Origin of the sequence: Streptosporangium subroseum (assembly GCF_900188345.1) — a bacterium.
In the GTDB taxonomy this organism is placed as follows: domain Bacteria; phylum Actinomycetota; class Actinomycetes; order Streptosporangiales; family Streptosporangiaceae; genus Streptosporangium; species Streptosporangium subroseum.
In genome coordinates this window covers 1-23,533 of record NZ_FZOD01000104.1, presented here as the reverse complement: position 1 = coordinate 23,533, position 23,533 = coordinate 1, and the positions used below count along the sequence as shown (strand labels likewise).

At 69.4% G+C, this 23,533-nt stretch carries 22 protein-coding genes; 8 read left to right on the top strand and 14 right to left on the bottom strand.

Annotated features, from left to right (window positions below):
* Window positions 1-380 precede the first annotated feature (380 nt).
* A complete protein-coding gene (locus tag CHC08_RS45795) occupies window positions 381-845 on the bottom strand; it encodes a hypothetical protein (RefSeq protein WP_089213648.1) in 465 nt (154 codons plus the stop codon).
* A 302-nt stretch (window positions 846-1,147) separates the two neighbouring features.
* Between CHC08_RS45795 and CHC08_RS45790 the strand changes: the two genes are divergently transcribed.
* Together CHC08_RS45790 and CHC08_RS45785 are read left to right on the top strand one after the other, a co-directional pair.
* Window positions 1,148-1,888, top strand: coding sequence for an HAD family hydrolase (locus CHC08_RS45790; protein ID WP_089213647.1), 741 nt, complete (start codon window positions 1,148-1,150; stop codon window positions 1,886-1,888).
* Window positions 1,888-4,239 (top strand): glycoside hydrolase family 65 protein, encoded by a 2,352-nt coding sequence (locus CHC08_RS45785; RefSeq protein WP_089213646.1) that lies wholly within the window; start codon window positions 1,888-1,890, stop codon window positions 4,237-4,239. The genes CHC08_RS45790 and CHC08_RS45785 overlap by 1 nt, the downstream gene beginning before the upstream one ends.
* A gap of 204 nt (window positions 4,240-4,443) precedes the next feature.
* Here CHC08_RS45785 and CHC08_RS45780 read toward each other — a convergent pair whose 3' ends face one another.
* The 5 genes from CHC08_RS45780 to CHC08_RS45760 form a co-directional block, all read right to left on the bottom strand.
* Window positions 4,444-5,430 carry an NAD(P)-dependent alcohol dehydrogenase gene (locus tag CHC08_RS45780; protein ID WP_089213645.1) on the bottom strand — a complete coding sequence of 329 codons (987 nt, stop codon included), beginning with the start codon at window positions 5,428-5,430 and terminating at the stop codon, window positions 4,444-4,446.
* Window positions 5,431-5,781: 351 nt separating this feature from the next.
* Window positions 5,782-6,438: a response regulator gene (locus tag CHC08_RS45775; RefSeq protein ID WP_089213644.1), complete on the bottom strand. Its 657-nt coding sequence runs from the start codon at window positions 6,436-6,438 to the stop codon at window positions 5,782-5,784.
* Entirely contained in the window at window positions 6,435-7,574 is a 1,140-nt protein-coding gene (locus CHC08_RS45770) for a sensor histidine kinase (RefSeq protein WP_089213643.1), read from the bottom strand. The genes CHC08_RS45775 and CHC08_RS45770 overlap by 4 nt, the downstream gene beginning before the upstream one ends.
* Before the next feature lie 32 nt (window positions 7,575-7,606).
* A complete protein-coding gene (locus CHC08_RS45765) occupies window positions 7,607-9,088 on the bottom strand; it encodes a glycerophosphodiester phosphodiesterase (protein ID WP_179282617.1) in 1,482 nt (493 codons plus the stop codon).
* A gap of 233 nt (window positions 9,089-9,321) precedes the next feature.
* Window positions 9,322-10,161 (bottom strand): SDR family oxidoreductase, encoded by an 840-nt coding sequence (locus CHC08_RS45760; protein WP_089213641.1) that lies wholly within the window; start codon window positions 10,159-10,161, stop codon window positions 9,322-9,324.
* A gap of 75 nt (window positions 10,162-10,236) precedes the next feature.
* On the opposite strand from CHC08_RS45760, the gene CHC08_RS45755 reads away from it, so the two are divergent.
* Window positions 10,237-10,836: a TetR/AcrR family transcriptional regulator gene (locus CHC08_RS45755; protein WP_089213640.1), complete on the top strand. Its 600-nt coding sequence runs from the start codon at window positions 10,237-10,239 to the stop codon at window positions 10,834-10,836.
* A 223-nt stretch (window positions 10,837-11,059) separates the two neighbouring features.
* Here CHC08_RS45755 and CHC08_RS45750 read toward each other — a convergent pair whose 3' ends face one another.
* The 5 genes from CHC08_RS45750 to CHC08_RS45730 all read right to left on the bottom strand — a co-directional run bounded on the left by CHC08_RS45750 (window position 11,060) and on the right by CHC08_RS45730 (window position 16,745).
* On the bottom strand, window positions 11,060-12,499 hold the full coding sequence (locus tag CHC08_RS45750; RefSeq protein WP_143653661.1) for an MFS transporter: 1,440 nt from the start codon (window positions 12,497-12,499) through the stop codon (window positions 11,060-11,062).
* Between the two features lie 253 nt (window positions 12,500-12,752).
* Window positions 12,753-13,802 (bottom strand): sigma-70 family RNA polymerase sigma factor, encoded by a 1,050-nt coding sequence (locus CHC08_RS45745; RefSeq protein ID WP_338055742.1) that lies wholly within the window; start codon window positions 13,800-13,802, stop codon window positions 12,753-12,755.
* A 133-nt stretch (window positions 13,803-13,935) separates the two neighbouring features.
* Window positions 13,936-15,549, bottom strand: coding sequence for an amidase (locus CHC08_RS45740; RefSeq protein WP_089213639.1), 1,614 nt, complete (start codon window positions 15,547-15,549; stop codon window positions 13,936-13,938).
* Between the two features lie 5 nt (window positions 15,550-15,554).
* Window positions 15,555-15,854 (bottom strand): hypothetical protein, encoded by a 300-nt coding sequence (locus CHC08_RS45735; RefSeq protein WP_089213638.1) that lies wholly within the window; start codon window positions 15,852-15,854, stop codon window positions 15,555-15,557.
* A 231-nt stretch (window positions 15,855-16,085) separates the two neighbouring features.
* Window positions 16,086-16,745 carry a hypothetical protein gene (locus CHC08_RS45730; RefSeq protein WP_143653660.1) on the bottom strand — a complete coding sequence of 220 codons (660 nt, stop codon included), beginning with the start codon at window positions 16,743-16,745 and terminating at the stop codon, window positions 16,086-16,088.
* A gap of 300 nt (window positions 16,746-17,045) precedes the next feature.
* On the opposite strand from CHC08_RS45730, the gene CHC08_RS45725 reads away from it, so the two are divergent.
* The 3 genes from CHC08_RS45725 to CHC08_RS45715 all read left to right on the top strand — a co-directional run bounded on the left by CHC08_RS45725 (window position 17,046) and on the right by CHC08_RS45715 (window position 18,684).
* Window positions 17,046-17,489, top strand: coding sequence for a MarR family winged helix-turn-helix transcriptional regulator (locus CHC08_RS45725; RefSeq protein WP_143653659.1), 444 nt, complete (start codon window positions 17,046-17,048; stop codon window positions 17,487-17,489).
* A 141-nt stretch (window positions 17,490-17,630) separates the two neighbouring features.
* Window positions 17,631-18,383, top strand: a complete 753-nt coding sequence (locus CHC08_RS45720) for a dienelactone hydrolase family protein (RefSeq protein ID WP_245878975.1) — start codon at window positions 17,631-17,633, stop codon at window positions 18,381-18,383.
* 13 nt (window positions 18,384-18,396) lie between these two features.
* Complete coding sequence (locus CHC08_RS45715; RefSeq protein WP_089213634.1) at window positions 18,397-18,684, top strand: DUF6295 family protein; 288 nt, start codon at window positions 18,397-18,399, stop codon at window positions 18,682-18,684.
* Between the two features lie 229 nt (window positions 18,685-18,913).
* Here CHC08_RS45715 and trpA read toward each other — a convergent pair whose 3' ends face one another.
* Both trpA and trpB read right to left on the bottom strand, forming a co-directional pair.
* On the bottom strand, window positions 18,914-19,687 hold the full coding sequence (trpA, locus tag CHC08_RS45710) for a tryptophan synthase subunit alpha (RefSeq protein WP_245878974.1): 774 nt from the start codon (window positions 19,685-19,687) through the stop codon (window positions 18,914-18,916).
* 11 nt (window positions 19,688-19,698) lie between these two features.
* Window positions 19,699-20,913 (bottom strand): tryptophan synthase subunit beta, encoded by a 1,215-nt coding sequence (gene trpB / locus CHC08_RS45705; RefSeq protein ID WP_218825810.1) that lies wholly within the window; start codon window positions 20,911-20,913, stop codon window positions 19,699-19,701.
* A gap of 212 nt (window positions 20,914-21,125) precedes the next feature.
* On the opposite strand from trpB, the gene CHC08_RS45700 reads away from it, so the two are divergent.
* A complete protein-coding gene (locus CHC08_RS45700; RefSeq protein WP_089213632.1) occupies window positions 21,126-21,896 on the top strand; it encodes a GntR family transcriptional regulator in 771 nt (256 codons plus the stop codon).
* 75 nt (window positions 21,897-21,971) lie between these two features.
* Here the strand turns inward: CHC08_RS45700 and CHC08_RS45695 are convergent, their stop codons facing one another.
* The gene (locus CHC08_RS45695) at window positions 21,972-22,859 is read right to left on the bottom strand and encodes a helix-turn-helix transcriptional regulator (protein WP_089213649.1); all 888 of its coding nucleotides are present in this window, start codon (window positions 22,857-22,859) and stop codon (window positions 21,972-21,974) included.
* A gap of 49 nt (window positions 22,860-22,908) precedes the next feature.
* Here CHC08_RS45695 and CHC08_RS45690 point away from each other — a divergent pair, with 49 nt between their 5' ends.
* Window positions 22,909-23,451, top strand: a complete 543-nt coding sequence (locus tag CHC08_RS45690; RefSeq protein ID WP_179282615.1) for a TIGR03086 family metal-binding protein — start codon at window positions 22,909-22,911, stop codon at window positions 23,449-23,451.
* Window positions 23,452-23,533: the final 82 nt, after the last annotated feature.

Sequence of the window (23,533 nt, the reverse complement as noted above, 5' to 3'; positions counted from 1 at the left end):
CCGAGGGGCGGCCGGCGAAACGTGGTGAAGGACCGGCGGCCTGACGTCGCCGCGAGGACGGTGATCTTCAGAGGGGGCGCCGCGGGCGTCGTGCGTCACATCGTTTCGAGCCCGTTGCGTCAGAGAGGCCCCGACCTTCCGGAGCTGCACGGATGCGATGTGGCTTGCCCGATCCGCGGCCACGGGTCGTCAGTGGCGAGTCGTTCGGGTGGGTAGCCGGGTGTGCCCGAATGTCTTGGGAAGGGGAAACGGCTCCGGCCGGCAGAGGTGTCAGCTGGACCGCTGATCGTCTCTGCCGGCCGGAGCCGTTCTTGGGTCAGGACGCGGCCACGCGTCGGAGACGTGGCCGCGTCACTGGGGTGTCAGATGGTCGGGACGGTTCAGAAGGAGTGGCCGTAGTAGTTGCCCCAGTCGAAGTCGCGGGAGTTGCCCTCGCCGATGTGGGTGCGGAAGCCGTCGAAGCCGCTGCGGGCGCTGATGTTGAACTTCCACTCGCCGTGGCCGCCGGTGGAGAAGCGGCGGGTGTGCCAGCCACCGTTGTCGTGGTAGGAGAAGTCGACGTAGGTGTTCTGGCGGTCGCGGTCGTGGTCCCAGGCCTCGATGTCGAAGTAGTAGCGACCATTGGAGTAGTACCAGTAACCCCGGTAGTCGGAGCGGTCGCCGCGGGATTCGCCGCGGCCGAAGCTGGAGGAGCCGGAGAACCAGTGCTTGGTGTACTGCGCCTGGGCAACCGAGGCCGTACCGGCGGTGGTGGCGGTGGCGGCCTGGGCGGGGGCGGCGGCGATGCCGGCCGCCAGAGCGCCGGCCAGGGCGGTGCCGACCAGGACGCTACGAAGCTTACGCATGGGGGATTTCCTTTGCGTGAGGGCGCTCGGGTGAGCGGTTGGACCTTGTGCCCGGTGCGCTTTTCAGTGCTGCGCGCTCCGGACAGCACTCACATTAGGAGGGCCGCAAGTCCTGTTCTGTGTACAAACGCACGTTCAGGGACGAGTGCGCACTACGACACATAAAAAGCACTTTTTCTTGGGCCCGGCACCGGTGTTCGAGCCGTGTGCGCCTCAGCCGGAAGCGGCGGATGACGTGGTGAAGCCGCAGGTGGGTACGTAGAGGAAGAAGATCTCATACGTGCCTGATCGGGGGAGGGCCGATGTTGGGACTGCCTGACGGGGTCCGCGGGTGTCTGTTCGACATGGACGGTGTGCTCACCCGCACCGCGACGGTGCACGCCGCCGCGTGGAAGTCGGCGTTCGACGAATTCCTGCGGAGATGGACCGATCGGACGGGAGAACCGTTCGTGCCGTTCGACGCGGTGGCCGACTACGACCGCTACGTCGACGGGAAGAAGCGGCTGGACGGGACGAGGAGCTTCCTGTCCGCGCGCGGCATCACCCTGCCCGAGGGGTCGCCGGACGATCCGCCGGACGCGCTGACCGTGTACGGGGTGAGCAACCGGAAGAACGCGCTCGTGCAAGCGATCATGGATAGGGACGGCGTGGAGGTGTTTCCGGGCTCTGTCCGCTATGTTCAGGCCGCCCGAGACGCGGGGTTGAAGAGAGCCGTCGTGTCATCGAGCGCCAACACGGCGCGGGTCCTCGATGCCGCCGGGATCGCCGAGTTCTTCGAAACACGGATCGACGGCGAGGTGGCCCGGCGACGGCACCTCGCGGGCAAGCCCGCACCGGACATGTATCTCGCGGGGGCGGAGGCGCTCGGACTCAGGCCTTCCGAGGCGGCGGTGTTCGAGGACGCGCTGGCGGGGGTGGCGGCCGGCCGCGCGGGAAAGTTCGCCGTCGTCGTCGGCGTCGACCGGACCGGGCAGGCGGACGCGCTGCGCGAGCACGGCGCGGACATCGTGGTCACCGACCTCGCCGAACTGCTGGACTTGTGATGATCCAGCACCCTTCCTTCGCGGTCGAGCCCTGGTCGGTGCGGGAGCATCACCTCCACCTGGACGTGCTGGCGCAGACCGAATCGGTGTTCGCGCTGTCCAACGGGCACATCGGCCTGCGCGGCAACCTCGACGAGGGCGAGCCGTACGGGCAGCCGGGAACCTACCTCAACTCGGTCTACGAGCTGAGGGCGCTGCCGCACGCGGAGGCCGCCTACGGGTATCCCGAGTCAGGGCAGACGGTGGTCAACGTCACCAACGGCAAGCTGATCCGGCTACTGGTCGACGACGAGCCGTTCGATGTCCGGTACGGCACGCTGCACGAGCACGAGCGGGTCCTCGACATGCGCGCCGGGACCCTGACCCGCCGGGCTCACTGGAGTTCTCCGACCGGGGGCGAGGTGCGCGTCACCTCCACGCGGCTGGTCTCCTTCACCCATCGCGCGGTGGTCGCGATCGAGTACGAGGTCGAGGCCGTCGACCGGCCGCGAGGTGTGGTGGTGCAGTCCGAGCTGGTCGCCAACGAGACCGTGGCCTATACGGGGGACGACCCGCGCGCGGCCGCCGTTCTGGAGTCGCCGCTGGTTCTGGAGGAGAACATGGCGAAGGAGGAGCTCGCGCTCATGATCCACCGTACGCGGGCCAGCGGTCTGCGGGTGGCCGCCGCCATGTGCCATGACATCGACGGTCCCGAAGGCACGCGCGTCGAGGTCGAGGGTTCCGGCGACGTCAGCCGCGTGACCGTCGCCACGCGCCTGCAGCCCGGCCAGCGGCTGAGGCTGGTCAAGTTCTTCTCGTACGGCTGGTCGGCCAAGCGTTCCCGGCCCGCCATGCACGACCAGGTCGTCGCCGCGCTGGCGGCCGCCCGGCTGGTCGGCTGGGAGGGTCTCCGCGCCGACCAGCGAAGGTTTCTCGACACGTTCTGGGCCGGTGCCGATGTGGAGGTGGAGGGCGACGCCGAGGTGCAGCAGGCCGTCCGCTTCGGGCTGTTTCATCTGGTGCAGGCGTCCGCGCGGCTGGAGGATCGCCCCATTCCCGGCAAGGGGTTGACCGGTTCGGGCTACGACGGCCATGCCTTCTGGGACACCGAGATCTTTGTGCTGCCGGTCCTCACCTACACCTATCCCCGGGCCGCGATCGACGCGCTGGCGTGGCGCAGGTCGATCCTTCCGATGGCGGAGGAACGCGCCGTCCAGCTCGGGCTGCGCGGAGCCGCCTTCCCCTGGAGGACGATCAACGGTGAGGAGTGCTCCGGCTACTGGCCGGCCGGGACCGCGGCGTTCCACATCAACGCCGACATCGCCGACGCGGTCAGACGTTACGTCGATGTCACCGGGGACATGTCGTTCGAGCGCGACACCGGCCTGCCGCTTCTGGTCGCGACGGCCCGGCTGTGGCGCGCCCTCGGCCACCACGATGCCCTCGGACGGTTCCGCATCGACGGCGTCACCGGCCCCGACGAGTACAGCGCCGTCGCCGACGACAACGTCTACACCAACCTGATGGCTCAGCAGAACCTGCGCGTGGCGGCCGAGGCCGCCGCCCGTCACATCGACCGGGCGCGGCAGCTCGGGGTCACCGTGGAGGAGGCCGCCACGTGGCGTGACGCGGCCACCGCGATGTTCGTCCCCTATGACGAGCTCCTGAACGTGCATCCGCAGAGCGAGGGGTTCACCAAGCACGCGATCTGGGATTTCGACGCGACCAGGCCGGAGCAGTACCCCCTGCTGCTGCATTTTCCCTACTTCGACCTCTACCGCAAGCAGGTGGTCAAGCAGGCCGATCTCGTGCTGGCGATGCACCTGCGCGGCGACGCGTTCACACCCGAGCAGAAGGCTCGCAACTTCGCCTACTACGAGGCCCTCACCGTGCGCGACTCGTCGCTGTCCGCGTGCACCCAGGCCGTGCTCGCCGCGGAGGTGGGGCAGCTCGAACTCGCCTACGGCTACCTCGGAGAGGCGGCGTTGATGGACCTGGAGGATCTGGAGAGGAACACCGTCGACGGGATCCACCTGGCGTCGCTGGCCGGGACGTGGATCGCCCTGGTCGACGGATTCGGTGGGATGCGCACCGGCGAGGGCCGGATACGCTTCGCCCCGAGACTGCCGCCGGAGATCACGCAGCTGACCTTCCGGCTGCGCTATCACGGCAGCCTGCTACAGGTCCGCGTCACGCCGAGCTCGGCGACCTACCGGCTCCTCGACGGCCCGCCGCTCACACTGGGCCACCACGGTAAGGAGTTTCCGGTCGACGAGAAGCCGGTCACCCGCCGGATACCCAAGGCACCGGCACCCGGATTGAGGATCCACCAGCCGTCCGGCCGTGAGGTCGTCCCCCGCCATTCGAACTGAGGAGGACAACGGTCCGCCGCCTCGTCGAGGCGGCCGTTCTCCCCGGGGAAGACCGCGTAGTAGTACAGCGCACCCTCGTCGGTCTCGATGGCGGCTCGGAAATCCGCCTCCGCGTCTCGGACATCCGGTCCGTCGCAATAGACCAGGATTCGGCGACGGCTCCGCCAGAGCACGGCCGGCCGTCGTGCGGGCGGATCCGGTGCCTCAGACCGCGATGACGACCTTCCCCGAGGCGTGCCCCTCTTCCATGTATCTGACGGCCGCCGGGATCTCCTCGAACGAATAACCGCGGTCGATGACCGGAGTGATCTTTCCGTCCTCGATGAGCTCGGTCAGCGTCAGCAGGTTCTGCCTGGTCTCCGTGCATCGGACCACGTCCGCCAGGGTCGTCCTCTGGGACACGAACGGCGACGTCGCGAGCGCCGAGACCACGTGACCGACGGGTTGCAACCATCGGCTGCCCGGCCCGCCGACGACGACGTAGGTCCCCTTGGGGGTCAGCACCCGCCTGCACGCCGATACCGAGCGACTTCCCGCGGCGTCCAGCAGAAGGTCGTAGTGCTGTCCGTTCTGTGTGAAATCCTCTGTGGTGTAGTCGATGACCTTGTCCGCGCCGATCGATCGGACCATGTCCGTGTTCCGCCCGCTGCAGACGCCGGTGACCTCCGCGCCCAACGCCTTGGCGATCTGCACGGCGAACGTGCCCACGCCTCCCGAAGCCCCGTTGACGAGAACCTTCTGCCCCGGCTGGATCCGTCCCTCGTCGCGCAGGCCCAGCAGGGCGGTGCCGGCCGCCATCGGTACCGCCGCCGCCTGCTCGAACGACAGGTTCTTCGGTTTCGGCGCCAGTTCGGCTTCCCGGACGCATGCGTACTCGGCGAAGCCGCCCTGCTTGGGCATCGCGAACACCTCGTCGCCGGGGCGGAACTCCGTCACGGCCTTGCCGACCGCCTCGACCTGCCCCGCGATGTCGGCGCCCAGGATGCTGATCTTCGGCTTGCGCAGCCCGGGGCCGCCGCCCATCAGCCGCGAGATGTACGGCTCCCCTCTCATGAGGTGCCAGTCATAGGGCTGGACGGAGGTGGCGCGCACCCGGACCAGCACCTCGTCGTCGCCGGGCACGGGCCTGTCGATGTCGGTGAGATCCAGCATGTCGGGTGAGCCGTACGAGCGCAGGACGAACGCCTTCATCACATTCTCCTCATCCACCGCGGGCGCGGGTGTCAGCTGTGGCGCGGGTCCGCCACATTCACGGATCGACGTCGTGGCCGGCATCGAGACGGATGGGTGGCATCGCCGGCCGGGTGGCGACGAGCATGTCGCCGACCACGTGGAATCAGCGTAAAAGGCCTGCGCGAAGGACTCATCAGCCGAAAGTACGCCTGATCGACGGACGATCGGCCTACTGATCGTCGGCACTCCCGGAGAGCCGCTCACGGCCGCCGACCGGGTGATCAACCTCGCCGTGTCCCGCCGGGTTCCCGAACCGTCGAGGAACGGGAACCCGTTGCCTCGTCGTTCGGGGGCGCCACCGCACCCGCGTCAGTTCTTGACGCGGTTGGTCTCGTAGGCCCACATGGCGATCTCGACGCGGTTGCGGGCGCCGAGCTTGGCCATCAGGCTGGCGATGTGGGACTTGACGGTGCTGAGAGAGATGTAAAGCTCGTCGGCGATCTCGTTGTTGGTTCGCCCCCGTGCCACGGTGACGAGGATCTGTTCTTCACGGCTCGTGAGTGCCTCGATGGGTCGCACCGGCCGTGAGGTGGGCCCGGACTGGGCGAAGGCGCCGAGCAGTCGTGCGGTGATGCTCGGGGCGATGAGCGCGTCGCCGTTGGCGGCGGCGTGGACGGCCTGGGAGAGCAGGACGGTGCCGGCGTCCTTGAGCAGGAAACCCCGGGCGCCGGCCCTCAGGGCGTCATAGACGTATTCGTCGAGGTCGAAAGTAGTGATCACGACGACGGCGAGGGGGTCTTCGACGGCCGGTCCGGCGAGGAGGCGGGTGGCCTGGATGCCGTCGAGGCCGGGCATGCGAATGTCGAACAGGCACACGTCGGGGCGTAGGCGCCGCGCCAGCTCGACGGCTCGCCGCCCGTCGGCGGCCTCGCCGACGACGTCGATGTCCGGCTGGGCGTCGAGGATCATCGCGAGCCCGGTACGGACGATCTCCTGGTCGTCGGCGACGATCACCCGGATGCTCACGTCACCGACCCGGTCCGGGGCAGTACGGCGGTCACGGTCCAGCCTCGACCGGGGTTCGGCCCGGCTTCACAGGTGCCGCCGAGCAGGTCGGCGCGCTCGATCATGCCGATGAGCCCGTACCCCGGAGACGCGGCCGGGCGGGTGGAGCCGCTGTCGCCGTCGTCGCTCACGCGCAGGTGCACCGAGGTGTCGTCGGTGGCGACACGGACCTCGATACGGGTGGCGTGACGCGCATGTCGCCGGGCGTTGGTGACCGACTCCTGGGCGAGGCGGTAGATCGCGGCCCCGACCGATGGAGGAAGGTCGCCGAGGTCGCCGGAGATCTCCACGTCGACGGACGGACCGGAGCGGGTCCGGTCCGCGAGCTGTTCGAGGTCGGCGATGCCCCGGCCGGGTGCCAGGTCCGCCGGTTGGTCCCGGCGCAGGACGCGGACCATGGCGCGCATCTCGGCGAGCGCGCGCGACGCCTCGGCCTCGATCACGTGGAGTGCCTCGGTCGCGGCGTTCGGTCGCGACGCCGATGTGGCGAGGCCCGCCTGGGCGCGGATCGCCATCGCCGAGACGTGATGGGCGACGGTGTCGTGCAGGTCGCGGGCCAGCTGTTCGCGTTCGAGCAGCTTGACCTGGTCGAGCTCGCGCATCCTCGCCCTGGCCCGATACCGGAAGGCCACGCCCAGGGTGATGGCCGAGAGCATGACGGCGAACGCGCCGACCACGTCGGCGGCGACGGTGCGGTCGGAGACCATCGAGAGGCAGGCCGCGGTGATCATGATCGTCAACCCGATCACGGCCTCGCGTCCGGACCCCCAGCGAAACAACGAGTACGGCAAGATCAACATATATGCCATCACGTACATCTCTGAAGGGGACCCGGCCACCAGCAGTGGGATCAGGTTCGTGGTGACGAAGCAGATCGCGACCATCAGCAGCGGTCTGCTCCGGCGCCACAACAAGGTGGGAACCAGCGCGACGGCGACGATCACCGAGACGACCCGCCACGGAAGCTCCGGCCGCAGAACCCCTTCGAGCACCGCGACCGGCACGATCACCCCCACGAGCGCCCAGTCCCGCCACACCCGCAGTGGTGGATTGGGGGGACGGGGCTCGTCCCACACGGAGCGAGGAAGGGAGAGCACGTAAATATAGTCCGCTCCCTCGACGCCGGCGTCTACTGGTTGTAGCGCGACATCCAGCCGATCAGCTCACCGACGGAGTTCGACATGATTCCGTCGACCCCGGCGGCGGTGAGCTTCGCCCAGTCGCCGGGGGTGTCGGCCGTCCACGCGACGACGGCGAGGCCCGCGGCGTGCATCGTCCGCATGAGGGCCGGTGTGACGAGGGCGGTGGCCGGCAGGAGCGCCTGGCCGTGGAAGGCCCCGACGTACGCCACCGGGTCGGCCGGCAGGCTGCCGCTGACGAGACCGGCGCGGGCGATGGACGGGTCGAGTTCGTAGGCGTACTTGAGCGGGACCGGGTCGAACGACTGCCAGACCGTGTGGCTCTGGAGACCGTACTTCTGGACGAGAGCGGTCACGATCCGGACCTGGTCCTTCGTCCACCCGGCCTTGAGCTCGGGCATGACGGAGCCGCCGGTGCGCTGGGCGTACTGGAGGGTCTCCTCGAACGTCGGGACCTTCGTGCCCGCGTACGCCGGGTCGAACTTCACGCCCGCGTCGAGCAGCTTGATCTGGGCCAGCGTGAGGCCGTCGACGCGGCCGGTGCCGTTGGTCGTGCGGTCGACGGTGTCGTCGTGCATGACCACCGGGACGTTGTCCTTGGTGAGGTGCAGGTCCAGCTCCATGTAGGCGCTGCCCAGCCGGTGGCTCTGCACCTCCGAGACCAGGGTGTCCTCCGGAGCGGCCTTCGGGTTGCCGCGGTGGCCGATCGCCAGACCCGTGTGACCCGGTTCCACCAGCGGGATGACCGGACTCGACGGCAGTTGCGTGACGGTGATGTGGCGGAACGACGCGGTGGCCTGGTCCATGATGAGCCCGAGGACACCGTTGGCGGTCCGCTGCAGCGACTGCGTCGTCTGGATCTGCCTGCCTTCGAACGTCCAGGTCGCGTTCGTCCCGTGCACCTCGATCGAGATGTCGAACGGCTTCCCGTCGGCGACCGACCGCGGCGCGGGGCTCGCCGCGACGACACTCCAGCTGTTCGACGGCAACCTGTTGGCGAACTCCAGGCCGTTGCTCGCGGTGGAGACGCGGCGGACGGCGGCATGCGACCACGGGGACGTGCCGGCCGGGTTCACATCGAGGCCGAGGCCGACCCAGCGGCTGTCGTTGACCGCCGAGTCGAAGCTGAGGGTGGCGTCGATCCGGAAGTCGTCGAGGTGCTGCCCGAAGGTCAGCATCGTGGTGCCGTTCGGCGAGGTCTGTTTCAGCGCCCCGCCGGTGACCGTCCAGGTGCCGCTCTTCGGCGTCCAGCCGCCGGGGATGGTCGTGCGGGTGCTGAAGTCCTCGTTGATGAGGACCTCCTCGCGCGCCGAGGCGGTGGTGGAAGCGGCCTGCACGGCCGGCCGCGGAGCACCGGCAGTCGCCGAGGCCTTCTGGACAAGCGGGTTGAGTGAGACGAGCGCGAGGCTCGCGACACCGGCCAGGCAGGCCGCGGCGAGACTCAGCCTGCGGAGGGGTCCGGGTGCGGACACGGATGGACCGTCTTTCATGGGGGATGAAGGTCACTTCGACTTCATCGGTCGCGCATGAACCCTCAGTGCTGCCGAGGTGAGCCTGGACCAACGGAACGGCCACGTTCCCGGGAACGGGCTCGGCGTGGTGGCCGTGAGTGCGTCTTCCCCCTCGACGCGTTCGCTGTGCGAACGGAAGAACAGGTAGAACGCCGCGTCTCGGGCGAGCAAGAAGCCGGCGACAGCCGGTCGCGTCAGGGCTGGGCCGGCGTCGCCAGGCGGCCGGATCGCATCGCGGCGATGACACCGCCGTCGACGAGCAGGTCGGTGCCGGTGATGAACGACGACTGCGGGCCGAGGAGGAACGCCACCGCGTTCGCGACGTCTTCCGGTGTGCCGACGCGGCCGGTCGCGGACGCGTCGACCAGCGCCTGGATGCCCCGGCCGAGCTCGCCCGTCAGTTCGCGCCGGCCCTGTGCGGTGGAGATGATCCCGGGACTGACGCTGTTGATCCGGGCGCCGCGCTCGCCCCAGGCCGAACTCGCCGCCTGCACGCGGAGCTGGTTGGCGCGCTTGGCGATCCCGTACCCGGTGAGCGAGTCGGGAATCGCGTCCGGCTGGATGAACGGAAGGCCGCGCAGCTCCTCGATCGGCGCGGTCCGCAGAGCCGCTTCCTGCTCGGGCGTGAGCGAGGCCACCGCGTTGGCGGCCATGCTCGCGAAGACCACACCGGCACCTCCGTCGGCGATGACCTGGACCATCTCCTCAAGCATGATCACGACGCCGAACAGGTCGACCTCCAGGATGGGAGCCACCGGTGCCTGAGTCGCGTGGAGGCCGGCCGTGTGAACGACCTGCACGACCTGACCGGCCGCACCCGCGGCCTGGGCGAGCGCCCGCATCGACTCACGCGAGGTCACATCGACCTGCTGCGCGATGACGTCGTAGCCGTCGTCCCTCATGGATTCGCCGACTTTGTCCAAGGTGGCCTCGTTGAAGTCCGCGAGCAGAACCAGGTGTCCGGTCCCCTGCCTGCGAGCGACGACCTCGCCCATCCCGCCCACACCGATGACAACGACGACGCGCTTCCGCATGAGGTGTCTCCCACGTTCTCAGCCATTTATTTGCGAGACAAACGGTCTCGTATTTGCCCACTGTAGCTTGAGCCCATGACGACGGGAAGGCGTGGGCGCGCCCGCAGCGAGCAGGCACGGCACGCGATACTCGAGGCGACCGCCACGCTGCTGGCCGCCTCCGGGTATGAGCAGTTGTCGGTCGACCGCATCGCGACGACCGCCGGTGTGGGCAAGCAGACCGTGTACCGGTGGTGGTCCTCCAAGAGCGCCGTCATCGCGGAATGCCTGTTCGACGGGTATGTCCTGGCGGATCTCATCGAGCCGGCGAAGACCGGCGACGCCCGTGCGGACGTGCGGAGCTGGTTGCTGGCGCTCGTGGACTTCCTCGACGATCCGAAGAACGCCGCCCTGTTCCGCGCGCTCGCCGCGGCCGCGTCCGAGAACCGGGAAGTCTCGGACCGTCTGTACGAACGATTCTCCGGCCCGCTGCACACCTCCCTGGTCGAGTGTCTTCGCGCGGGCATCCGCGCCGGCCAGGTCCGTGACGACGCCCCCGTGTACGCGGTCGCCGACGTCCTGATCGGAGCCGTCCTCCATCGAGCCCTGGCCCACATCGCCATCCCCCTCGGTACGGCGGACGGGGTCGTGGACGCGCTCTTCTCGGGCCTCGCCCCCGCGGGTCGCGAGACCTGACGTCGAATCCGGCGAGCGTCGGTGACGCCCGTTTCATCGGGTGGGTCCGCGCCCCTGCGGCGCCGGGTATTCGAGCCGGCCCTTCGGCCGATGGGTCCCGTGCCTGCCCGGGGTCTCCGTTCGCAAGAGCCACTGCCGGAGAACGGCTCACGTGAGGAAGAGGCGGAGAAGTCGAGCGGCGACCCCCTTCCGGGGGCCGCCGCTTTTTTCAACAGGCGGGGCCTCAGCTGCCGGCCAGCGCCTTTTCGGGGAGGGGCGTCACCGAGTCGCCGGAGGCCGCCACCGCTTTTTTGGACGGTGCCAGGATCGCGGCGATGACGCCGACGAGTGCGACCGCCGCGGCCACCATCTCCGCCGCCTTGAAGCCGTCGACGAACCTGGCGGGCGAAGAGTAGTCGCCGTTCGCGATGAACACGGCGGCCAGGATCGCGACGCCGAACACGCCCCCGATCTCCCGCAGGGCGTTGTTGGTGCCGGCCGCGACCCCCGAGTCCTCGATCGGGACAGCGGCGACCACGGCGTTGGCGACCGTGGGGAAGCACATCGCGATGCCGATGCCCGCGACGATCAGCGGCACCACCAGGCTGCCGTAACCGACGCCCGGCTCGGTGGCCGCTGCCAGCCACGCCAGTCCACCGCCCTGGAGCAGCAGGCCGGCCAGCATGAACGGCTTGTTGCCGATCCTGTCGGACAGGGCGCCCGCGATCGGCGCGACCAGCATGGGCATCGCCGTCCACACCAGGATGCGCAGGCCGGCGCCCAGGGGGTCGTACCCGAGGCCGGTCTGGAACAACTGGGTGATCATGAACAGGGAGCCGATGAGGGAGATCTGCTGGAAGAACACGACGGCGTTCGCCGTGGAGAACGCCCTGCGCTTGAAATAGGCCAGCGGCAACATCGGGTAGGGAGTACGCCGTTCCCAGACGAGGAAACCGGCCATGAGGACAACGCCGGCGACGAGAGCGCCGATGACCTCGCCGCTGCCCCAGCCGACGCTGGGCGCGCGTACCGGCGCCCAGGTCAGCGCGAGCAGGGCGAGCGCGGCCAGGACCAGGCCCACGAGGTCCAGTTGCGGCCGGGGGCCGCGGCTCTCGCGGAGCAGGAACGCCGACAGCACCAGGGAGACGACCCCGATGGGAACGTTGATCCAGAAGATCCACTGCCAGGAGATGCCCTGGATGATGGCACCGCCGACGATCGGGCCCGCGGCCACCCCCAGACCGGTGACACCGCCCCAGATCCCGATCGCCGCACCACGCTTCTCGACGGGGAAGGCGTCACTGATCAACGTCAGAGTCAGCGGCAGAACGACGGCGGCGCCCACGCCCTGCACGATCCGCGCCACGATCAGCGCGTCCACCGAGGTCGACAGCGCGCAGGCGGCCGACGCGAGGGTGAACAGGCCGAGGCCCAGGACGTACATGCGGCGGCGTCCGAAGCGGTCACCCAGAGCGGCGCCGGTGAGCATCAGGCAGGCGAACGCCAGGTTGTAGGCGTTGATCGTCCATTCCAGGTCCGACAGACTCGCGCCCAGGTGGGCGCGGAGCGTCGGGAGGGCCGTGGAGACGACCACTACGTCGAGGGCGGTGATGAAGGTGCCGATCGACGCGAGGACCAGGGTCCAGCCGGTACGGGTCGGCCGGGCGGCCGCGACGGCGGTCATCGGGCACCGCCGGCCCGATGCCGGACGGACGGCGGCACGGCGGGACCGGTGCGAACCGGATCCGCCGCATGCGGCAGTCGAGACAAGGGAGTTTCTCCGTTCGATCATGTGAGAGGTGAGCCGGGACGTGCCGGTCAGCGGCCACATGCCGCTCTCAGTACCGCGGATTCGGTACTACGAATAAAGACCTCGTCCGGGCTGAGACCTCATCGCCTGCGCGGGCGGGAAACTCCCGGGTCACCGCCCGCGTCGATCAGGCAGGAGCCGAATCGTGTGGCGCCGTTCCGGCCACGCCCAGGTCCCGGGGCAGGCCGAAGGCGGGGAACAGGGAGGGCTCGCGGAAGATGACCATCCGCGCGACCCTGTCCTCCGACATGGTGAGGACCTGGATGGCGTGGGCGCGGAACACCCCGTCCTCCCCGCGCCAGTACGTCGCCAGCGCGGGCTGTCCGTTGGCCGTGACGGGCAGCAGGCGCAGGACCCCGGGACCGACGAAGATCCTGGAGGCGACGAACCGGCCGACGGCCTCGCGCCCGGCGAACCACAGCGGCTCGGGCGGCATCTCCAAGGTCACGTCGCTGTGGAGCACGCGCATCAGGGTGTCGATGTCAGCGTTTTCGAAAGCCTTGACGTACTGGTCGAGCAGCGCTCGATGGTCCGCGTCGAGAGGTTCGGTGATGTCGTCCTCCGTGGGCGCGACCCGTTCGAGGTGGGCGCGGGCTCGCTGCAGCGCGCTGTTGACGGCGGTCGTCGTCGTGTCGAGGAGTTCGGCGACCTCGGAGGCACGCCAGGCGAGCACGTCGCGCAGGATCAGCACGACACGCTGTTTCGGCGGCAGTTGCTGAAGAGCCACGACCAGGGCGAGCCGAACGCTGCCGCGGGAGACGACGATCGACGCGGGATCGTTCGCCGTGGCGTCCGAGGTGGGGCCCGGCAGCGGCTGCACCCACGCGACCTCGGATCCCGGAAGACCGGACGTCTCATCCGGATCATCGCCGGGAGCGCCGAGCCCGGCGGGCAGGAACCGCCGGCTGCGATGCTCCAGCGCGGTCAGGCAGACGTTCGTCGCGATCCGGTAGAGCCAGAAGCGGAGTGAGGAGCGACCCCCGAAGCCGTCGTAGGCACGCCAGGCGCGCAGGTACGTCTCCTGCACCAGGTCCTCGGCGTCGTGCACCGAGCCGAGAATCCGGTAGCAGTGCGCCAGCAGTTCGGGCCGGTACGGGTCGGTCAGCCGGTCGAACCCCTCGGAGTCCATGTCCTCCGACGTCGCGATGGTACCGATGCGGACAGGTGTAATCGCCACTGCGAATCCTTCGTAGAGTCTGAGAAGCCCCTCCTCAGTAGAGACTCGATCCGTGGCGAGAACTCATCGCACCGCGTCGAATCCCGGCCCCGGATCGTTCAGGTCTCCTGAGGTCGATCCGGGGCCAGACTCGTCACTGCGACTGCTCGGCGACCTCCTCGGCGCTGAGACGGCCCCGCTCGGCTGCCGTCGTGCGCAGCGCGGCGGTCGACGGGTCCGCCGGCCGGCGCCAGTGCCAGTCGGAGGCCGCCTGGTAGGCGGCGACGACGGACAGCAGACGATCCTCCGCGTACGGCAGGCCGCCGAGGATCGTCCCCAGGGGTGTGCCCGCCGCGGTGAACCCGATCGGGAAGCCGATCTCCGGCAGGCCGATGGCGTCGAACGGCGTCGGCGACGTCTGCACCACCACGTCGCACTTGTCGAACACCTGGTCCAGCACCCGCTCCAGCAACAGCAGCTTGGCCCGCTGCCCGGTGACGAGCTCGTTCGCGCCCAGCATCGCCCCCTGCAGCCAGCCCAGCACCGAGACTCCGAAACCGCGCAGGTCGGAGCGGAGATACGGCATGAAAGGCTCGCTGCGTTCCGGCAGGCGGACGTTGTTGAAGTCGTTGCCGGACAGCAGAGCCCACTCGTCGGGGAACGGCACGTCGACGAGCGTGACCCCCCGGATCGCCGCCATGGTGCTCAGGAACTTCTTGCGCGCGACGGCGGTCTCGGAGGTGCCGTCCGCGTAGCCGGGCAGCACCCCGATGCGGGTGTTCCACCGCAGCTTGAGCCGGTTTCCCGTGTACACGGGGGTGGCCGCGTCGATGAGGTTGGGCACCTTGGGCAGGCCCTGGGTACGCGGGTCGCCCGGGTCCTCGCCGGCCATCGCGGTAAGCATGATCGCCGCGTCTTTGGCATCCCGGGCGAGCGTGCCGGGATGGTCACGGGAGTAGGAGAGCGGGATGATCCCGTACAGCGAGACCCGGCCCATGGTCGGCTTGAGGCCGGTGAGGTTCTGCGCGTTCGACGGTGCGGTGATGGAGCCGCCCGTCTGGGTGCCGGTGCCGGACGTGGCCATCCGGCCGGCCACCGAGGTCGCCGTACCGGACGACGATCCGCCGGGGTCGACGTTCGGCTGGGACGGCGCCCACGCGTTGACCGTGGTGATCACGCCGGCCGGGGTCGTGGCCCGCGTGGTGGCCAGCGGGCCCATCTGGGTCTTGCCGAGCACGATCGCCCCGCCGGCCTTGAGACCGGCCACGGCGGTCGCGTCGAACGGCGGCACGAAGTCCTTGAAGAGGAACGAGTTCGCCGTGGTGCGCACGCCCTCGGTGTAGTAGTTGTCCTTGATGGCGAGAGGGATCCCGTGCAGCGGGCCGCGGTGGGGTCGCCGGGCGATGGTCTTCGCCGCCTCGCGGGCGGCGTCGGCGAGGACGGTGTTGAAGGCCAGGTACGTCGTCTCGAACGCGTCGATCCGGGCGAGGTAGGCCTCCACCAGCTCCAACGAGCTGATCTTGCGATTACGGATCATCCAGGCGGCTTCGGCCAGCGTCAGCTCGGTCGGGTCGGCCATGGCCTGCGGGCGGGGCTTCACGTAGGCGTTGGGCGAGTCGAAGCCGCGGTCCTTGTTCGAGCCACCGGCCAGCGCCGGTGCGGGCAGAGCCACCGCGATGCCGGCTACCGCACCCACCGCCGCGGTCCGGGCCAGGAACGCGCGCCGGTCGAAGGTGAGATCGGAGGGCTGGTCCACTGTCTCTTCCATCGCGCTCACTTCCGCCACTCCAGGCTGATGGAGGGATAGAGCATCGGCGCGCGTTGCTGGGACAGCGCGGCGGCGGTTGCGGGGTCGGTCCCGGCGGGGGCGGGAAGCTGGTAGGCGGCGAGCGTCGCGACCGTGCCGCGCATGAACGAACGGAGTGAGGCGAGCACCGAGTCGCGGCCCGGTGATCCCGTTTCCGGGTCCGCCGTCGTGCCGGGAGGCAGTTGGTCGAGATCGATGCCCAGTGAGGCGAGCCGGGCTCTGATCAGGACGTTGAGTTCGGCGTCAGTGGGGGGTGATGGCGTCACAGGTGTTTCTCCCGAGGTTAGGAAGCCAGTTCACTGTCAGAGCACCCTGTGTCGGCCGAATGACCCAAAGATCACAAACTCGTTAAAACATGGTCGAATCGCCGTTTGGGTGTAGGCGCATGCGAAGAGGGAGGCGCCGGCGGCCGGCGAGGTCGTGCCGGGGCGGTGCCGATTTCCGAAGGGAGGGCCAAGCCGGGAAGGCCGCCCTCCCGGCGCCGTGGTTGACCGTGGTCATCGGCGTTGTGCGCGCCACAGGGAGGACGCCAGCCAGAGGCTCCCCGCTGTGATCAGCAGGCCGTGGGCGATCCTCATCGCCGGGGTGCCGAAGAACTGCGGGATGAAGAGGGCGAAGCCGAGAGCGAGCGGGACTCCGCTCCAGCGGGGCAGGAGACCGGATCGCCAGACGGCGACGGCGGCCAGGATCACGCCGACCGCCAGCAGCACCAGCCCGGCGCCGAACACGGTGATCGCGGCCGGGTTGTAGCGCACCGCTTCGGTCAGCTCCACCAGCAGCTTGAGGTTCTGCTCGTTGACGGCCCGCTGTCCGATGGCGTTCAGGCTGAAGTCCTCGGCTCCGAAGTACAGCAGGGTGAGCCCCGCTCCTATCCAGGTCACCACGACCGCGCGGGAGGCGAGCGGTTCGGCGGCCGTCTCCCTCAGCGCGATGCGCAGGCCCAGCAGGCCCAGGGCCAGGAAGATGAAGCCGACCGCGCCGAACAGGTGCGCCGCGACCCAGGCGGGGGACGCCATCGCCTCCGCCCCCTGCATCGACTTCTCGTCGGCGTAGGGCCGCACCAGCGGATAAAGCAGGAACAGGACGCCGGTGATCGCGAGGGACAGGGCTCCCAAGCGCGCCCGTCCTGCGGCGAGGGGGGAATTTCCGGTGTTCACGAGTTCTCCGATCGAGGGGAGGGGCGGGCATCAGGTCCGATGAGTTCGGTGCCCCGTTTCGAGAGCAATGCTCTTTTATTCGATCGACGATGTCAAGAGCAGTGCTCTCTGTTTGGATGGATGATCTGCATCGGACGTCGATCCGGCGAGGGCTTCCGGGTGTCCGCCGTACGGCGGTGCCGCGGTCGGAGGGAGGGCCCTCGCGGGATGCGTGGCGCGTCCATACGCGGGCGGGTGACCGCCCCTGCGCGTAAATAAGCTCAGTGCAACTGTTAAGTTTAACTGTGTACTATTTCGGGGGTGAGTGATCTATCACACGCGGAGGCGGTCGCCGAGGAGCTTCGAGCCGCGATCGGCCGGACGGTACGTCGCCTCCGCCGTGAATCGGGGATGCCGAACCAGCAGGCTATGGCGCTGCGGCGGCTTGAACGCTGCAGTCCGATGACGGCGAGCGGTCTCGCGGCCGCCGAGCAGATCACGCCCCAGTCGATGGCGGTCATCCTGGCCGCCCTGCACGACCAGGGTTTTGTCGACCGCGTACCCGATCCGCATGACCGGCGGCAGATCCTGTGGTCGGTCACCACGCGTGGTCGCGAAGCGGTCGCCGAGGACCGTGCCCGGCGTGCTCGGTGGCTGGTCACCGCCATCGATGAGGAACTCACCGACGAGGAGACGGCTCGGTTGCGGGACGCGGCGAGGCTGCTGAACAGGATCATGGACAGGAGCGAGACCGATGGCTCCTGACGAGCCCGGCCTCGTCGCCACGGCCCCGATGGAACGTCGGCAGGGCCGCGGGTCCACGCCTGTCATCGGTCGGCTCGTAGCGCGCGGTGGCCGATTCACGCATACAGCACAGATTCGTGCGGAGCAGAAGGAGACAGGGACATGCCAGATATGAACGACGCGATGTGGGCCGGTACGGTCGAGATCACCGGGAGCGGGCAGGCCGCGCTTGAGGCCTACCTGGCCCGGCCGCTCGGCGACAGCCCGCGCGGTGGCGTAGTGGTGATCCACCACATGCCCGGATACGACGACTCCACCAAGGAGATCGTCCGCAGGTTCGCGGCGAACGGGTACGCGGCGGTCTGCCCGAACCTCTACTCCCGGGAGGGCGCCGGCGTCAGCCCCGACGACCAGGCCGCCGCCGCACGGGCGAAGGGCGGCATCCCTGACGAGCAGCTCGTCGGCGACGTGGCCGCGGCCATGGCCTACCTCAACTCTCTCGACCACGCCAACGGCAAGATCGGCGTGATCGGATACTGCTCGGGCGGCCGGCAGTCCTTCCTGGCGGCCACCTCACTGCAGCTCGACGCCGCCGTGGACTGCTACGGCGCGTTCGTGGTGAACGAGACCCCTCCGGAGTCTCCGCTCCAGATGAAGTCGCTGATCTCCAAGGCTCCCGATCTGTCCTGCCCGCTGCTCGGGCTGTTCGGCGCCGACGACGCCTATCCGGGGCCGGAGGAGGTCGCCGCGCTCTCCGCCGAGCTGGAGAAGCTGGGCAAGGAGCACGAGTTCCACAGCTACCCGGACGCCGGGCACGCGTTCTTCTCGCCCGACCGGCCCTCCTACCGTCCCGCCGCCGCGGTGGAGGGCTGGAAGAAGGTCTTCGATTTCTTCGGCCGTCACCTCAGCGTCTGAGTAGGAGACCAGCATGTGCACATATGTCACCGAGAAGATCGAGCTCGACGGTGCCGGCAAGGGAGGCTCCGGCTGGTTCACGCTCAGTGAGGGCGCCGTCTACGTTGACCATCCCTACCACGCCTGTCACGAGCACACGGTGAACATCGACTTCACCAACCCGGCCGACGGTCCCTCGGCGCGGGTGGCGGTCGAGCTCACCGAGGAGTCGGCGCTGGCACTGATCGAGGCCATCCAGAAGGCCTTGGCCGCCGCGCCCGCCGGACTCGCCTCCGGTCGGCGTCACGTCACCTCGTCCTGAGGCGTCCCTTTTCCGGGATGCCGGTGAATATGGTTCCGCTGGGCCTTCCGGTGAGCGTGGTGACATCCCCGCCGCCGGAAGGCCGGCAACCATCGACCGGACGTCCTTCGCGTCCCGGAATCCAGAACGGTGAAGAACCGGGTGCACGTCGACCTCGCGACCACCTCCGCGGCCCATCGGGCGGACCTGGTCGCGCACCTCCAGCCACTGAGAGAGTACGGACGGCGGCTCACCCCTGTGGCACGTCCAGGGCCTGCCTGATGGCCAGGACGTCGGCGCCCAGCTCAGCGGGGGTGGCGCCCTCGATGACGCGGCGCATGAGGGCCGAAGCGACGATCACCCCGTCCGCGTGGGCGGCGGCCTCGACGGCCTGTGCGGGAGTCGATATGCCGAACCCCATCAGGACCGGCTTGGTGGTCAGCTCACGCAGCCGGACGGCGACCGACCCGGCCGACTCGGCGAGCGCACCGCGCTCGCCGGTCGTGCCCATGACGGTGACGCCGTAGACGAAGCCGCGGCTCTCGGCGGCGATGCGCTCCAGTCGCGACGCGGTGGTACTGGGCGCGGCGAGGAGCACCAGTTCGATCCCCGCCGCGAGTGCCGCTCCGGACAGCCCCCGAACCTCGTCGTACGGCACGTCGGGCATGATCAGCCCGGCGACGCCGACCTCGGCCAGCCGTTTGCAGAACTCCTCCGGCCCGGCCCGGTACACCACGTTGCCGTAGGTCATGATGATCAGGGGTGCGCCGACGTTCGCTCCCGAGAGCTCCTCCAGCAGCCCTCCCGGCGTGACCCCGCGGCTCAGCGCGCGGTCCGATGCCTCCTGGATCGTGCCCCCGTCCAGCATGGGGTCGGAGAACGGGAGGCCGATCTCGATCGCGTCCGCGCCCGCCTTGGCGTACGCGCGGGCGTAGTCGAGCCAGTCGGCGGTCACGCCGCCGGTGACGTAGGGCACCAGCAGGGCCCGTCCTGCGTCACGCCGCCCACGCAGGTGTGCTTCCAAAGGACCGGCGGTCACATGAGCCTCGCAAGCTGGTCGGCATCCTTGTCGCCGCGGCCGGACAGGTTGACGAGCACCGTCGAACCCGACGGCAGGTCGGCGGTGCCGGCCGCCCGCAGCACCCAGGCCACGGCGTGGGCCGACTCGAGCGCCGGGAGGATGCCCTCCGTGCGGGCCAGCCGCGAGACGGCCGCCACCGCCTCGTCGTCGGACATGGTGACGTAGGAGGCGCGGCCGGTGTCCGCCAGATGAGCGTGCTCGGGACCCACTCCCGGATAGTCGAGACCCGCCGAGATGGACGTGGCCTCCAAGATCTGGCCGGACTCGTCCTGGAGCACGTAGGACTGGAAGCCGTGCAGCACCCCCGGCTGCCCGAATGTCACGGCCGCACCCCCTTCGGGCTCGACTCCCACGAGGCGTGCGGAGGTGTCGACGAAGCCGGCGAAAACTCCGGCGGCATTCGATCCGCCCCCCACGCAGGCCACCACGACGTCCGGAACGCCGTGCGTGAGCAGGTCCGCGCACTGGCCGCGGGCCTCCTCGCCGATCACGCGCTGGAACTCGCGGACCATCCAGGGGTAGGGGTGCGGGCCCAGCACCGAGCCGATGCAGTAGTGCGCGTCGTCCACCGCGCCCACCCAGTTCCGGAGCGCCTCGTTGCACGCGTCCTTGAGAGTTCGGCTACCGCTGGAGACCCCGACGACCCGGGCACCCAGCAGTTCCATGCGGAAGACGTTGAGCTGCTGGCGCTCCATGTCGCGCTCGCCCATGAAGACGGTGACGTCCAGACCGAGGAGCGCCCCCGCCGTCGCGGTCGCCACCCCGTGCTGCCCCGCACCGGTCTCGGCCAGCAGATGGGTCTTGCCCATCCGGCGGGCGAGCAGCGCCTGGCCGATCACATTGTTGATCTTGTGGGAGCCGGTGTGAGCCAGGTCCTCCCGCTTGAGCAGCAGCGTGACGCCGAGCTCGGCGGACAGCCGCGCGGCGGGAGTCACGGGTGTGGGCCGTCCGGCGTACAACGCCAGCGTCTGGTTCAGCGCGGCGCGAAAGGCCGGGTCCGCCCAGGCCTCGCGGAATCCCCGCTCGAGTTCCTCGCACGCGGGGACCAGGGACTCCGGCACGAACCGGCCGCCGAAGCGGCCGAAGCGGCCCTCGGAACCGGGGTCGTCCATGCCCGACCGGCGGGGCGGGGCGGAACGCGACTCGGGGTTCCACAATGTGAGGCTCATGACTCTCCGTTCTAGAACTGTTGGAGCAGTATGGTCGAAGGGAACGACCGCTGTAAACAGGTCCGCGGTCCCGCGCGTGTTCCGGGCGACGGGATCGGGCCTCGCATCGGGGACGGCCACGGGCCGCCTGCCGCCGTGGTTTCGAGCCTTCGCAGCCGAGCGCCGACGGGCGATCCCCCCGCGTCCGACGCCGCGGGATACGATCAGCCTTCATGAAGGACGTGGGCGGGGTCAGCGGGGCGGTCCGACCGAAGTACAAGATCCTTCAAGATGAGCTCTCCGATCGGATCCGGAGTGGCGTCTACCGTCCCGGCCAGGCACTTCCACCTCAACGGAAGCTTGCGGCATCGCTTGACGTCACCCTGATGACTCTGCGGCAGGCCCTGCGCGGCCTTTCCGACCAAGGGCTCGTCGTCCAGCAACCGGGCCGGGGGACGTTCGTCACCCCGCCCCTGGCGGCCTACCAGGTGGCGTCGCTGCGCAGCCTCGCCGACGAGCTGCGGGCCCAGGGCCGGACCGTGACCACCCAGGTGGTGTCGGTGCAGGTGCGCGTGCTGCCCGCGAAGGTCGTCGAGAACCTGGCGGCCGGGAGCGGCGCCCGCGGTCTCAGGCTTGAACGGATCCGCGCGGTGGACGGCCGCCTCGCCGTCCACCAGGTCTCCTGGGTGCCCGAACCGTTCGCCTCGGTAATCCGGCACGTGGATTTCGAGGTCACCCCGCTCTACCAGGCGTTGGCCGAGCTGTGCGGGGCGGCCATCGCCTCGGCGGCGGAATCGTTTCGCCCCGAGAAGGTGACCCCCCGCGCAGGAGAGATCCTGCGGCTTCCGGCCGGCAGCCCGGTCTTCGCCAGCGAGCGGGTCACCAAGGGCGTCGATTCGGCCGTCCTCGTGTACGACCAGGCGACCATCGACGGCAGTCGCCTGTCCATACGCGCGGAGCGGCTGGCCCACTCCATATCCCTCTCGTGGAACGTGTCCGGGTGATCTGCGCGCCCCGCACCGCGGCGATCGCGGAACCGCGCGACGCCGCCGCGACCGCGTCGGACGCCGACCAGCGGATCAGTCCTCAGCGTTGACGCTCACCGGTGGGGTCCCGGCCGCCGGGTCACCGTCGACGTCTGCGAAGGTCCGCCTTCCCGAGCCGGTTCTGCTGTCGTGGACCAACCGCGCGTACCGCAGCGGGGGCATCCCGACCGCGTTCGTGAAGTCGCGGATGAAATGGGCCTGGTCGCTGTATCCGAGTTCCACGGCGAGGGCCGTCCAGTCGACGGTCAGCCCGGATCCCGCCCGTTCCGCGGCCTCGTGCATCCGGTAACGCCGGATCACCCATTTCGGCCCCACCCCCACGTATTCCGCGAAGAGCCGCTGCAGCCTTCTCGCGGATACGCCGAGGTGGCCCGCCAGGTCGCCGACCCGGACAATGCTGGAATCGCCTGCCGCCAGGGCGACCATTTCCGTCACCTCCTCGGCGGTGGCGTCACGCTCCGGCCGTATCGCGCGGAGAAACCCGTCCACCGGCGCGATCATCGCCGCCTCGTCCGGAGCGTCCGTCACGACTCGCGCCAGCTGGGGGCCGGCCGGCCCGAAGACGTCCGCCGACTCGAGCGTGCGGTCCGTGATGGTGGACAGCGGCGCACCGAGGAAAGGCCGGAATCCGCCGGGGTGGAACATCACGCCAAGGACCCGGCCCCTGCCGGTGAGCACCTGGTGGAACGGCTCGCGGATCACACCCTTGACGTTCGCCCCGTCCGGCAGGAAGGTCAGGTTCACGGCGGGATGGGGCAGCACGCACTGCTCGTACGGCTCCCGCAGATCCCATTCGACGTACCAGTAATGGGCGACGAACGGGGTGAGGTCATCCGCCGGTGGCCGGCGGTCGATGCGAAAGCCGGCGATGGCGTTCGCGGGATTGAGGATGCCCCGGGTGCCTCCGTACTGCGGTCGCATGTCGCATTTCTTCAATACGGGGACGATGGACGTCCATAGCGTAGCCGCCATGGAATTTCACGAGCTGATGCGTGAGGCGGCCCAAGGCGCCGTCACGGTGGTCGAAGGGGTCAAGCCCGACAGCCTGGGCGATCCCACACCCTGTGATGACTGGAACGTGGGGGCGTTGATCGAACATCTGGTCACCTGGGCCGGGCACGGCTCGGAGCTGGCCGCACGCAAGGAGCCCTTCGACGGCACGCCCTACCAGGCCGACGTCGCGGAGCAGCTGGAGAGAACGGCGGCGGCCTGGGGGGAGACGGGCGCGCTCGAAGGAACGAGCTACATGGCCATGGCGGAGATGCCGTCCCTGGTCGTCGCGAAGCTGTACCTGACGGAGTTGGTCGTCCACGGCTGGGACCTGGCGCGAGCAACGGGCCAGGAACCGGTCGTGAGCGAGGAGCTCGCGGCGGCGACCCTCGAAGCGGTGACGATGACGGCCGAGCAGGGCCGCGCGTACGGCATCCTGGGCCCGGAGGTGACCGTCCCCGCCTCGGCCTCCACCCTGGACAGAGCCCTCGCCATGAGCGGCCGCGACCCCTATCCGTCGTGAACGGCTATCCGTCGTGAACGGCTATCCGTCGTGAACGGCTATCCGTCGTGAACGGCTATCCGTCGTGAACGGCTATCCGTCG